Genomic DNA, 12618 nt, shown 5'->3' with positions numbered 1-12618 from the left:
ACGATGAACCACGGCCCAGGAGAAGTAAAGAAGCGGATGAGAGTCCATGTCACAGGCTCAGGTTGGAGTTTGACGCAGACAGCATGTCCGATGCGCTAGCGCAAAACATCCTTCTCTGTGCACGATCGCTGGCTGGCCACCTGTTTTTCTCTCCACCAAAGGAATGTAGTACGCACATGTCAGCGCTGGGAGCACACGACGCAGGGCCGTGCCAGAAGGTCGACGACGGTATGGCCCGGGTCTTCCAGCTGTTCGGAAAGCGCTGGACGGGCCTGATCGTGGCCGTGCTGCTGCCGCATCCCGTCCGCTTCGCCGACCTGCGCCGGGCGATCCCCGGCATCAGCGAACGGATGCTCTCCGACCGCCTCACGGAACTCGCCGCGGCGGGACTCGTCGTGCGCGAGGTCGACGAAGGCCCCCCGCTGCGGGTCTCGTACGGTCTGACGCAGGCCGGCGCCGCACTGGAGCCCGCGCTGAAGGAACTGGGCAGCTGGGCGGAGAAGCATCTCCGAGCTCAAGAAGTGATCCGGGCTGAGCAATATGCTCCGGAGAGCCGAAGAGCCTCTCACTCGAAATCCCGAAGTGGTGAGCCAGACAAGGATCACCTCCTCGCTCGGCTCGCGGACACCTCCAACGCTTCCAGCTTCGTCAACGGCGCCGACTGTCTCGCCGACGGCGCCCAGGTCTGACACCCACGTAGCGGACATCTGCACACCCAGGCTCCCCGAACAACTGTCACCTGCTGGGCTCGCCGCGAGGGGAGACCGCCTGCGCCCAGTTCGCCGCGAGCCGCATGCGGGGTTCCATAAATGCCATTCCGCTCAGCCATCGAGGAGACGTGAAGAGATTGTCAAGAGTTTCGGATGGCGTCACTCACCCCGCCCCCCCCCAACTGAAGGGGCAAAACGGATTTAGTGCAATAACCGCCGTCCAGATTCGCCGCCGTTGGCAACCGCTGCCGCGGAGGACCTCGTCCCAGCTAACACGCCCCCCCCCGCACCAGGAGGTGGGTCGCTGCGCGGAGCATTGGTCGGTTACGTCCATTCGGGCTGCGGTTCACCAGGTGTGAGTGTGAGTGTCACGAACGTCAGGTTGCATGCAGGTTGCATGCATGAGCACCTCTCCCTGCCGGCCCGTTTGCATCGAATGGCGCCAAGTGATCGAATAATGTCTCAAACAGCGGCCCGTTCGACGACCAGTCGAACCGTAAGAGCCGCGAGCTTCATTGCACAGGGGTACATACACCATGATCCGTCGTCTTCTCGGCCGCCCGGTGGCCGCGAACGGGCAAAACTCTATATCTGGACTTTCCGTGCCGTCCGACGCAGGTCTTCTCGCGTGCCGCGTTCTCGATCCTGCGACCCAGCCGGTCAGGCACGCCGAATTCACTGTGAGCGACAGAAACGGTCGTAAGATTGTGGGCGGGGAGACTGACCCCTTCGGTATGATCTTGGCGATGGTTCCCGTTGGAGAATACCGGCTCGCCGTCTCGTCAGAAAGTTTCAGCCCGTACCGGGGAAACGAGTCTGTCGTAGAAGAGGGAAAGTGCACCGGGGTGAAAGATATTCTGCTTCAGGCAGCACCGTTGACCCCTTTGCCAACCCCCGGCGAATGGGAAATCGAACGAGCTCATACCCGAATTTCCTTCGCAGCCCGGCACATCGGACTGGGCCGCGTCTTTGGCCATTTCAGCAACTTCTCCGGGGCGATTCGGGTCGGAGAGTCGATGGAAGAGACGGCAATGCATGTCGTTATCGACGCCGCCTCGATCGACACCAATGTAAAGATGCGTGACGAGCATCTGCGGTCCGCGGATTTCCTCGACGTGGACCAGTACCCGACCATGGAGTTCTACAGCGACCGTTTCGTTCATCGTGGCGGAAACAACTGGGCGATCACCGGCGGACTCACGCTGCACGGAGTCACGCGCACGGTAACCCTCGACGCTACATACGGCGGTCTGCGCGTCGGTATGGAAGGTGAGACCCGTGCGGCAATCCGGGCCACCACCGAGCTGCACCGCGAGGACTACACCATCAACTGGCAGTCGATGCTGGCCCGCGGCATCGCAGTCGTTGGCTCCAACATCAATATTGAACTCAACGTCCAGATCGTCCCCAGGGGCACCGAGCTGGAATTCAAGTGACACCTCTTGCATGTAGTCAGCCCGCTGTTCGCCGATCGATAGGTCCACGGCCGGGCCTGCGCCACGCCCTCAATCGGCGGCAAGGTTCACCTTCGCGGTTGCCCACGCCTACGGGCAGTTCCTGGACAACCTGCGCGAAGGCACGTCACGCGTACCCGATTTCGCACACGCGTCGCCGGGCACCACAGCATCGCATCCGCCATTACGGCAGCGTGACCGGATGTGGGCCTCGGGCGGCGGGGCGGTGTGAGCGGGTGGAGCGAGCCGAAGACCACCCACACCCCCAGGTCTCCGGCGAGGTCGGCAATGGACTGCGCCTGAGCGCGCATGACGCTCCAGTCGTCACGGTTCCAGTCCACAGCCGTGAGGGTGCCTGCAGGGCCCGCGGCGATCCCATGCTTGCTGGGATAGGTGACCGAACTTTCCGGGAACTGCACCAGCTGCGCGCCAGTGGCACTCGCTTCGCGCATCAGCTGCCGGATCTCGGATCCACTCGCAAGAGGGTTTTCCGGTTCCGTCGGATCCTCGGGCACCGTGCTCTGCGCGACGGCCACCCACAAAGTCCTACGCATGACACTCCCTGACGTGCGGAAAAGAGACTGGTTGGCGTAGCTCTCACACGATCAAGAGTTCCGGCGAGCCGGAGAGGCTGTTGATGTGACTGATTCCCAATCGTTCTTGTCAAGGTCACGGAGTCCTGTGGAGACGTTGGGAAGGTCTGGGCGGCTGCGTGAGTCGGCCACCCCGAACACTGTTGGCAGAGGCCTGCTGGACAATTCGTTCGGCAGAAGCAGGGGCCCCGCCGGAGGCCCGCTGGGGCAGATCGGTACGGTCTGAAGGATTACGAGGAGGACGGATTGGAAGACCAACGGGCAGCGTGCGATCTCACCCTGCGCCTTGATGAGCTGGCGGCCGGCCTCATGGATCCGGACTGCGACCTCGATGACCTTGCAGGAATCGAAGAGGAGCTCGTAGCTGCCCAGCGGCGGGAGCTGATTCCGCACGTGGAGGGGCATCTCGCGGCAGCCGTGGAAGCAGGCAACTGGTACGCCCGTCATGCCCTCGCTCGGATTCTTGCCGAGACTGCCGGCCGCACGTCCCTAGCCGCCCTGTTGCGGGCCTACTCCCGCAATCTGGGTGACGACCAGGACTCGCTCTCAACGACGCTCTACGTACTCGCGCAGGAAGACCCAGCCACCGCGCGCAAAATCCTCCTGCCCTGCGCCGATGGCAACGATGAGGACCTTCGCAGGTCGGCGATCTGGCTGCTCGGTTTCGTCCCCGAACCCTCTGATCTCAATCTGCTGGCCCACGCTGCGCAGGACTCAAACGAAGGAATCCGCAGCGCGGTCGTGGGCACACTCGGCAGTCACGGAACAGAGCCGGCAGCCATCGACCTGCTGTTGAACCTGCTGAACGATCCCTCCCCGCAGGTGCGGGTCTCCGCCCTCAGTTCCCTCGGCTTCCTCCAACAACCCAGAACACTGCGGAAGATCCGCCTGCTCGCGAACGACGACAACCCCCGTGTCCGAGCCTGGGTCGCGATCGCCTTGGGCCACTTTTCCGCCCTGGAGCCCGCAGACCCCGCGACCTCGTCCGTGCTCGACCAGCTGGCAGCGGACGCCGACCCGTACGTTCGTGACCAGGCAACCGAGGCCCGTCAGCGCAAGCCCCTCCGCGGCACGACGAGCGGCCGTGGGGAAGATTCGGGATCCGCATCACCGTGAGGTAGGCGTGCGCTTCATACGGCGGCCAGTGCCGGTACTGGTGGCTGGGCTGTCCATTGGCGTTGGTCGCGGATGACTGCCCATAGGACGTCGAGGCGGCGGCGGGCGAGGGCAAGGATCGCCTGCTTGTGGCTCTTGCCCTCGGCTCGCTTGCGGTCGTGGAAGGCCGTCGGCGTAGGGCAGAAGCGGGCGGCGATCTGGGCGGAAAGGTAGAGGCCCCGCAGGAGCCGACGGTGGTAGCGGTGTGGTCGACGCATGTTGCCGCTGATGCGACCGGAGTCCCGCAGGACCGGTGCGAGACCGGCGACTCCGGCGAGGCGGCCGGCGCTGCCGAAGGCGTCCATGTCCCCGCCGGTGCAGGCGATGAACTCCGCCCCCAGCAACGGGCCCAAGCCAGCTGAGGATCACCTTGGCATCCCGGTGCTCTCGGAAACGGGCCGCGATGCGTGCGTCGATGGCGGCGATCTCTTCGTCCAGAGCCAGGACCGACCGGGCCAGGGTGTTCACCACGGCGGCGGCTGTGCTCTCCCCGGCCACGGCGGTGTGCTGGGCCTGCGCCGCGGCGACCGCCGCATCGGCCATGGCCTGGCCCCACGGACCTTGCGGTTCTTCAGCCAGGCCGCGAGCCGGCTCGGTCCGATCCGGCGCAGGCCTGCCGGTGTTTGCTAACCGGTCAGCAGGATGAGGGCGGCTTTGGATGCGGCGTAGTCGAAGGTCCGTTCCAAGGCAGGGAAATACTCCAGGAGCTGTGCTCGCATCCGGTTGATGGCGCGGTGCCGTCGGCGGCGAGGTCGTAGCGGCGGGCGGTGAGGATCTTCAAGTCCACCGCGATCTCGTCCCACTCCTGCAGAGGCTGCAGATCCCGGCGCATCCGTGCCTGGTCAGCAATGACGTAGGCGTCCTTCGCATCGATCTTGCCGTCTCCGCGGTAGCCACGGGAGGCGTGGTCGACGGTTCGGCCAAGAATGTAGAGGAGCCGCTGACCATGGCTGGCCAGGAGAGCGATAAGCAGAGCGCCGCCGCCGGCATTCAGGTCAACCGCCAGGACACTCCCGTCGGATCACCGCACCAGAACGCCGCAGCGGCACCCACCTCCGAGCGCACCCGAACCGTCGCGCGCCCGTCGGCGACCTGCCCCATGGAGTGGACCGTTGAAGAGGACGTGGCCTGGGGCGGCAACACTCGACCGGCCACTTCATTTTCACCCGGGGTGGATGAGGAGGAAGGCGGTCGGATCGTCTTTCGGGGGCGGCTGGGCCTGACGGGCGATGGCGGAGCCATATTGGAAGTAGCTGGAACCTGCATCCTGTTCGACCTCGCCGACCCGCCGCCATCGACTGCTGTCGATGGAACGTGGGTCGAGATCAGTGTGGAGCGGAACAGCGTCAGCCTGTGGCCCTACCTGCTGTGATTCGCAGGAGCCCAACAGTGCCGCCGTTCAGCTGTCGCGCCAGTTGTGGGTCGATTCGGGGGTGAGTCTGCGGCTCATGAGGTCGATCATCGCTATGTTGACCATGGCTTCGGAGCGGTGTGGGTGGGTTTCGTAGTCGCGGGCGAGGCGGCGGTGGTGCATGAGCCAGCCGAAGGTCCGCTCGACGACCCAGCGCCGCGGAATCACCTTGAAGCCCTTCTGGGCGGGGTCGCGGCGGGTGACTTCGACGTCGATGCCCAGGCGGGCGCCGTGGTCGATGGCCTTGGTGTGGTAGCCGCTGTCGGCCCACGCCTTCGTGATGCGAGGGTGGCCTTCGGCAATGTTCGAGAGCAGGCGGATTCCGCCGGCGTTGTCGGAGACGCTGGCGGCGGTGACCAGCACGGCCAGGAGGAGGCCGACGGTGTCGACGCCGATGTGCCGTTTGCGGCCCGAGATCTTCTTGCCGGCGTCGATGCCCTGGCCGGCCGCGGGCACGTTGGCCGAGGTCTTGATGCTCTGGGCGTCGAGGATGCAGGCGCTGGGCTCGGCGTCTCGGCCCTCGGCCTTCCGGACCAGCCGTCGCGGGAGTCTGTTGAGCTGGTCGAAGACGCCGTCCTTCTGCCAGGCGGCGAAGTATCCATAGACGGTTTCCCACGGGCGAAGTCGTGTGGCAGGTACCGCCATGGGATCCCGGTCCGGTCGACGTAGAGGATGGCGTCCATGATCCGGCGCAGGTCGTGTTCGGGTGGCCGCCCGATGTCCAGGCCCTTCCCTCTGCGTTCTACTCGCCAGGCCGTCAGGGTTGGTTCGAGCAGTCCCCAACGGGCATCGGACAGGTCACTCGGGTACGGCCGCTGTCGGCGAGGCATGTTTCCGTAGTACCGATGGCAGCCGTCCCGCCACAGGGCGCAAACAGGCGGGCCCGGGGGCGTGTTGGGATCAGACAGGAGCGAAAGAACCGAAACGGGCCCTCGGAGGCCGTCACCCGCCCCATCTGCCACAACAAGCGTCTACCGCCTCAGCCGGCCCGAAGCGGTCCGCCATCTGAACGGCTACGGAGCACCCCTGTCGCGACAAAACGCTCTTTCAGTGCGTGTTTCTAAGCCCACCCGTTCGTAACGGGCCTGGTGAAGAGATCGTTGAGCCGGTATGGGTGCGGTAAACGAGTGAGTGCGGGCGAAGCTGGTGAACGCTCGGGCAGCGCGGTCACTGACTCGGAAACCATTTCTGTTACCCGGAGCGGTTGCGCGAGCATGCTGGCATGACCTTGCCGCGGTGCTGTGGAGGCGCCTGATGGATGCGAGTCCAGAGCCCAGGCTGATCTTGCTGTGTGGGCTTCCTGGCTCTGGGAAGACCACGCTGGCCAAGCGCCTGGCGAGAGAGATTCCAGCGGTGCGTCTATGTCCGGACGAATGGCTGGCAGATCTTGGTGTCGACCTGTTCGATGAGCGGATGCGTGACCAGCTTGAGGGGCGGTTTTGGGCTCATGCCCAGGATCTGCTGAGGCTCGGACAGACTGTGATCTTGGAGTTCGGCTTCTGGGGCGCGCTGAGCGGGAGGAGAAGCGTTTGGCGGCGCATGCACTCGGGGTTTCCGTTGAGCTGCACCACCTTGCTGCGTCGGTCGATGAGTTGTGCCGTCTCGAAGCCCGCAGCCAGGAGGGTGGGCCGGGGACCGTTCCAGTCAGCGGCGAGTTGCTGGAGGAGTACGCGAAGTTCTTCCAGGCGCCCGACGACGAGCTGAGTCGTTTCGCTAACCCACCTCCGGAACGGCACGGTTGACCGGACCCATGCGATGCGGGCCCGGTCAACCGTCGGCTGGCGCCGATTCCTTCGGCCAGCTGGGGGTGGTTCCCTTCCGGCCTAGACGCCTGGTCATGAGAGTGATGGCCACCCAGGTGATCAGCGTCTCGGAGTGCTGGATGAGGCGTTCGTAGTCCCTCGCGTGGCGGCGGGCGTGCATCATCCACGCAAGACTGCGTTCGACGACCCAGCGGCGGGGCAGCACGACGAACCCGGATGCGTCCTTGGGAGGCTGACAGGCTTGATCGTGAGGTTGAGGTGCTGTTTCGCCCAGTCGACGAAGCTTCCCGGCGTAGGCGGAGTCGGCCCACACGATCGTGATCTCGGGGTGCATCAGGCGCAGACGGAAGAGGACTTCCTTCGCGGCTGCGGCGTCGTGCAGGTCGGCGGGGGTGACCATGACCATGAGGGGTAGGCCGCGGGTGTCGACGACCAGGTGGCGCTTGCGGCCGTTGATTTTCTTGCCCGCGTCGTAGCCGCGGGTGGCCTTGGAGACGGTCGCTCGCGGTCTACTGCTCCCGCTTCTCCTCGATGACCGCTTCGACCTCTTCGATGATGCGGTTACGGTCTTCGCCCGGCTGCTGGGGCAGTTGCGTCGAGGGCCATACCGAAGATGACTTCCATGATGTTCCCGCCTTTCGGGTCCGTTCCTGACCGCCCCCCACCATGGTCCTCACACACCCCACCCCCTTCACCAACAGCCGCACAGCTATGAGTGAGGATCTTTTAGGTGACCCAGGCTGGCAACCGAGCGTCTCTGACCGGTCGCGGGTCGACTCGGTGCAGGGAGTGGATGCCCTCTTGGTCATTCGTTCACGGCACCGTCGACCCGGAGGGTGAAGCGTCACTGATGGCCAACTGGGCCGGGTCGAAAGGCCTGACGCGGCAGGATCCAGGACGGCGTCGACCTGCTCTTCGGCGAGGAGGAACACAGCCTGGGGCCGCAGGGGCGAGGCCAGCATCTCGCCTCCTGGGCCCGCTCCCGCCTCCGGAAGGATCACTTTCATCGAACCGGTTCGCAGGAACCTAGCACCGAGGAAATCTCGCAGCAATACCTCTGGCACGAGCGATGCAGGCAAAACCCGTGCAGCGTTGGGGTTGTCATGCTTTTGCAAGAAGTGCCGTTGCCGGTGTTGACAGCCGTCCGGCTTGTTCCTAACTTCACTTCACGCGAACCGGTTCGACGACCGGGCTGGTTCTCTCGGACCGGTTCGAAGAAGGAGTTCCTCGTGAACATCGGTGAGATCGCCCGGCGGGCCGGTGTCTCACGGAGCACCGTGTCCTACGCGCTGAGTGGCAAACGCCCGGTCTCGGACGACACCCGCCGGAAGATCCAGCAGGTCATCGACGAGTTGGGCTACCGCCCGAACGCCAGTGCCCGCGCTCTGGCCAACGGCCGGACCAGCACGATCGGCCTGGTCTTCCCGCCGGCAGGCAACCACTACACCGGCATGCAACTGGACTTCATCGGCAGCGTGGTCGAGGCCGCCGCGGCCCACGACTATGACGTGCTGCTGTCTCCCAGTGGCGTGGACAGCGATCGTTCCTTCCAGCGACTGCTGGGGGAACGGCGAGTCGACGGCGCCATCCTCATGGAGATCAGGCTCGCGGACGACCGGGTCGACCACCTGGCCGAGCTGGGCTTCCCCTCCGTCGCCATCGGCCGCACCGCCAACCCGGAGAGCGGCTGGTGGGTGGGCCTGGACCACACCGCGCTGGTGGAGGCGTGCGTCCACCACCTGGCGGACCTAGGCCACCGCAGGGTCGCCTTCGTCAACCGTCCCGAGCAACTGCTGCGGGCCGGATACGAGTCCGCGCACCGTGGCCTGGACGGCTTCACCAAGGCCGCGGCCGAACGCGGGCTGAGCGTGCGGACGTACAACTGCGGGGACGACGCCGCGTCGGGGCAAGCGTGCCTGGAACGGATCCTACGGGAAGCCCCGTCCACTACGGGGCTGGTCACGTTGAACGAGGCCGCGCTCGGCGGTCTCTACCGGGGGCTCGCCCAGGCGGGCCGTCATGTACCGCGCGATTTCTCCGTCACCGGGGTCGTTGCCGGCCGGTGGGCGGAGACGGTGACTCCGCAGCTCACCGCCGCCAACGTGCCGGCGGAGGAGATGGGCCGTCTCGCCGTCGACCTCCTCGTCGAGCGGCTGGACGACCCCGGCGCTTCGGCCCGGAACCACCTGCTCGCACCGCCGATCTCCCTGCGGGCCAGCACCGGGCCCGTCCTTGGTACCGCCTGAGCCCGGCCTCCCGACTCCACCACACTCCCGACCACGACCCACGGGCGCACCGCCCACCACGCTCACGGACACCTCGTTCCAGCGCACCGAGCACCCGCATCCTTCACAGACGGCTTCAGCGTGCTCAGGCCTTCCCCCGTCACCCCCTGTCACGGCACACCCGTGCTAACAAGCAAAGGACCTGCCATGCACAGCACCTTCAGACAACGCCGTCTGACCGCCGTGGCCCTGACGACCCTGGCACTGGCCGTCAACGCGACCGCCTGCTCCTCCGGCTCGGACAGCTCCGGATCGAAGGACGCCGCCGGCGGTACCTACACGGTCTGGGACCCGTACCCGCAGTTCGCCAAAGGCTCGGACTGGGCGAAGCTGCTGGACCAGTGCGGCACCAAGGCGGATGTGAAGATCAAGCGGACGGCCTTCGACACCAGCGACCTGGCCAACAAGACTCTGCTGGCGGCCCAGCAGGGCAACTCCCCGGACATCCTCATCGTCGACAATCCGGTGGTGTCGACCCTCGCCGAGGCGGGTGTGCTCACCACGGCCGACGACAACAAGCTGGACACCTCCAAGGCCGATGCCAACCTGCTCGCTGCCGGCCAGTCCGGCGGCAAGACGTACGGCACACCGATCGGCGCCAACACCCTGGCCCTCTACTACAACAAGGAGGTGCTGAAGAAGGCCGGCGTGGACGCCTCCTCGGTCAAGGACTGGGAGTCGCTGACGGCGGCGCTGGCGAAGGTCAAGAAGGTGGGCAAGAAGGGCATCACCTTCTCGGCGATCGGTACCGAGGAGGGCAGCTTCCAGTTCCTGCCGTGGTTCTGGGGTTCAGGTGCGAAGCTCACCGCACTCGACTCCGCGCAGGGCGTCACCGCACTGTCCCTGTGGAAGGGCTGGCTCGACAACGGCTACGCTCCGAACTCGGTGCTCAACAACACCCAGACCACCAGCTGGCAGGAGTTCGCCAGCGGTGACTATGCGTTCAGCGAGAACGGTACCTGGCAGCTCGCCAATGCCAAGAAGGTCGGCTTCGACTACGGGGTGATTCCCATCCCCGCCGCCGAGGGCGGCAACGCCGCGGCCCCCACCGGTGGCGAGTTCGTGACCATCCCGGTCCAGAACGACTCCGCCCGCTACGGCACATCCCAGAAGCTTGTCACTTGCCTGACCAGCGGCGATGCCCTCTACAACACCGACACCACGCTGTCCTATGTGGCCCCCACCCGTGAAGTCCAGGACAAGCAGGTGGCCGCAAACGCCGACCTGAAGCCGTGGGCCGACGCGGTCCGGGCGGCCAAGGGCCGTACCAGCGACGACCTGGGCACCAAGTACCCGAAGATCTCCGAGCAGATGTGGAAGGCCGTCCAGGCCGCTCTCAGCGGCTCCAAATCGCCCAAGGATGCGCTGTCCGAGGCGCAGTCGGCCGTCAAGTAACCAGGGATTCGCGGTCCGCAGATGAACGACACGAAACAGCTCTCGGACCGCCGGTCCGCGCTCGACAGGGTCGGGGCGGTCGCCGCCTCGACCCGAGCCGCGCGGGATCGGCGCCGTCCGACCTCCCCGCAGTGGGCAGCCTGGGGCTTCCTCGCCCCGGTCACCGTCTATCTCGCCCTCTTCTACGCCTATCCGCTCTACCGCAACCTCGACCTGAGTCTGCGCGACTACACCGTCCGCTCCTTCGTCCAGGGCGACGCGCCGTTCACGGGCCTGGCGAACTACCGTAAAGTTTTCGACGACCCGGTCTTCGCGCCGGCCCTGCTGCACACCGCGGCCTTCACCGCCGTATGCCTGGTCTTCCAGTACGCCATCGGGCTCGCCCTCGCGGTCTTCTTCAACCAGAACTTCCGGCTTTCGGCCACGCTCCGGGCGCTGTTCCTGGTCCCCTGGCTGCTGCCGCTGATCGTCTCCTCCTCCACCTGGTCGTGGATGCTCAACAGCGACTCGGGGGTGGTCAACGCCGTTCTGCACGCCGTTGGCATCGGGCCAGTGAACTGGCTGACCTCGCCGTCCTGGTCGCTCACCTCGGTGATCATCGCGAACATCTGGATCGGCGTCCCCTTCAACCTGGTGGTGCTCTACAGCGGTCTGCAGTCCATCCCCGGGTCACTGCACGAGGCCGCCGCCCTCGACGGCGCGAACGCCTGGCAGCGCTTTTGGCGCATCACCTTCCCGCTGCTGCGGCCGGTCTCCGCCATCACGCTTCTGCTGGGCCTCGTCTACACCCTCAAGGTCTTCGACATCATCTGGATCATGACCAAGGGCGGCCCGGCGGACTCGTCGACCACCTTCGCCACTTGGTCCTACCAGCTCGGTTTCGGCAATCTCCTGCCCGCCTTCGGCCCGGGTGCTGCCGTCGGCAACCTGCTCGTGGTCGCCGCTCTGGTGTTCGGCCTGATCTACGTCCGTGTCCAGCGAAAGCAGGCGCTGTCATGAGAACGGACGCTGTCACGAAGAGAGGCTGGAAGACGGCCGTCGGCCTGCTGCTGACGGGAGTCATGCTCTTCCCGGTCTACTGGATGATCAACGTGTCCCTCACCCGCGACCAGGACATGCGCAAGAGCCCGCCGGACCTGTTCCCCACCCACGGCACCCTGGCCGGCTACCGCACCGTCCTCGACGAGCAGTTGCCTTACCTCGGCACCAGCCTGGTGGTCGCCCTCGGTACCGTCGTGCTGACCGTGGCGCTGGCCGCGCCCGCCGGCTACGCCCTGGCCAAGCTGCGCCCGCGCGGCGGCGGCCTGCTGAGCTTCGTCCTGCTGGCCGCCCAGATGATCCCCGGGATCATCATGGCGATGGGCTTCTACGCCGTCTACCTCCAGCTCGGCCTGCTCCAGTCCGTGCCCGGCCTGATCGTCGCCGACTCCACTCTAGCCGTCCCCTTCGCGGTGCTGATCTTCACCGCCTTCATGGCGGGTATACCCGGCGAGCTGCTCCAGGCCGCGCAGATGGACGGAGCGAGGGCGCTGCGGACCTTCTGGTCGATCGTCCTGCCGATGAGCCGCAACGCCGTCGTCACGGTCTCGTTGTTCGCCTTCCTGTGGTCCTGGTCCGACTTCGTCTTCGCCAACATCCTGGTCAACGGCGGCGCCCGGGAACCGATCACCCTCGGCATCTACCACTACATCGGCAACAACAACCAGGAGTGGAACGCCATCATGGCCACTGCGGTCGTGGCGTCATTGCCCGCCGCGGTCATTCTCGTCCTCGCCCAGCGCTATGTGGCGGCTGGCGTGACCACCGGCGCCGTCAAGGACTGAGCCCCCGGACCTGCCACGCCGACCGGCGC

At 65.9% G+C, this 12618-nt stretch carries 8 protein-coding genes and 4 pseudogenes; 9 read left to right on the top strand and 3 right to left on the bottom strand.

What is annotated here, in order from left to right; translation table 11 throughout:
* Window positions 1-176: 176 nt before the first annotated feature.
* From OG199_RS41635 to OG199_RS41625, 3 genes and pseudogenes are all read left to right on the top strand, one after another.
* Window positions 177-509, top strand: a pseudogene (locus OG199_RS41635) (winged helix-turn-helix transcriptional regulator); the annotation flags it as partial.
* A gap of 737 nt (window positions 510-1246) precedes the next feature.
* Entirely contained in the window at window positions 1247-2146 is a 900-nt protein-coding gene (locus tag OG199_RS41630; protein WP_405834112.1) for a YceI family protein, read from the top strand.
* An 857-nt stretch (window positions 2147-3003) separates the two neighbouring features.
* Window positions 3004-3873, top strand: a complete 870-nt coding sequence (locus OG199_RS41625) for a HEAT repeat domain-containing protein (protein WP_405834110.1) — start codon at window positions 3004-3006, stop codon at window positions 3871-3873.
* Here OG199_RS41625 and OG199_RS41620 read toward each other — a convergent pair.
* Window positions 3865-4915 (bottom strand): annotated as a pseudogene (locus tag OG199_RS41620) (transposase); the annotation flags it as partial. The gene OG199_RS41625 and the pseudogene OG199_RS41620 overlap by 9 nt on opposite strands.
* Here OG199_RS41620 and OG199_RS41615 point away from each other — a divergent pair.
* Window positions 4859-5284, top strand: coding sequence for a hypothetical protein (locus tag OG199_RS41615; protein WP_405834108.1), 426 nt, complete (start codon window positions 4859-4861; stop codon window positions 5282-5284). The pseudogene OG199_RS41620 and the gene OG199_RS41615 sit on opposite strands and share 57 nt — an antisense overlap.
* A 27-nt stretch (window positions 5285-5311) precedes the next feature.
* On the opposite strand, the pseudogene OG199_RS41610 reads toward OG199_RS41615, so the two are convergent.
* Window positions 5312-6153 (bottom strand): annotated as a pseudogene (locus OG199_RS41610) (IS5 family transposase).
* 424 nt (window positions 6154-6577) lie between these two features.
* Here OG199_RS41610 and OG199_RS41605 point away from each other — a divergent pair.
* Window positions 6578-7027, top strand: coding sequence for an ATP-binding protein (locus OG199_RS41605; RefSeq protein ID WP_356806470.1), 450 nt, complete (start codon window positions 6578-6580; stop codon window positions 7025-7027).
* A 63-nt stretch (window positions 7028-7090) separates the two neighbouring features.
* On the opposite strand, the pseudogene OG199_RS41600 reads toward OG199_RS41605, so the two are convergent.
* Window positions 7091-7567 (bottom strand): annotated as a pseudogene (locus OG199_RS41600) (transposase); the annotation flags it as partial.
* Between the two features lie 748 nt (window positions 7568-8315).
* Between OG199_RS41600 and OG199_RS41595 the strand changes: the two are divergent.
* The 4 genes from OG199_RS41595 to OG199_RS41580 all read left to right on the top strand — a co-directional run bounded on the left by OG199_RS41595 (window position 8316) and on the right by OG199_RS41580 (window position 12589).
* Window positions 8316-9332 carry a LacI family DNA-binding transcriptional regulator gene (locus OG199_RS41595; RefSeq protein WP_356806472.1) on the top strand — a complete coding sequence of 339 codons (1017 nt, stop codon included), beginning with the start codon at window positions 8316-8318 and terminating at the stop codon, window positions 9330-9332.
* Window positions 9333-9518: 186 nt separating this feature from the next.
* Window positions 9519-10766 (top strand): extracellular solute-binding protein, encoded by a 1248-nt coding sequence (locus OG199_RS41590; RefSeq protein ID WP_405834105.1) that lies wholly within the window; start codon window positions 9519-9521, stop codon window positions 10764-10766.
* 21 nt (window positions 10767-10787) lie between these two features.
* Window positions 10788-11765: a carbohydrate ABC transporter permease gene (locus OG199_RS41585; protein ID WP_405834103.1), complete on the top strand. Its 978-nt coding sequence runs from the start codon at window positions 10788-10790 to the stop codon at window positions 11763-11765.
* Window positions 11762-12589, top strand: coding sequence for a carbohydrate ABC transporter permease (locus tag OG199_RS41580; RefSeq protein ID WP_356806477.1), 828 nt, complete (start codon window positions 11762-11764; stop codon window positions 12587-12589). Before OG199_RS41585 ends, OG199_RS41580 begins: the two co-directional genes overlap by 4 nt.
* Window positions 12590-12618 lie beyond the last annotated feature (29 nt).

Source organism: Streptomyces sp. NBC_01176 (assembly GCF_045039825.1).
GTDB lineage: Bacteria > Actinomycetota > Actinomycetes > Streptomycetales > Streptomycetaceae > Streptomyces.
This window is presented reverse-complemented; position numbering and strand designations above follow the sequence as displayed.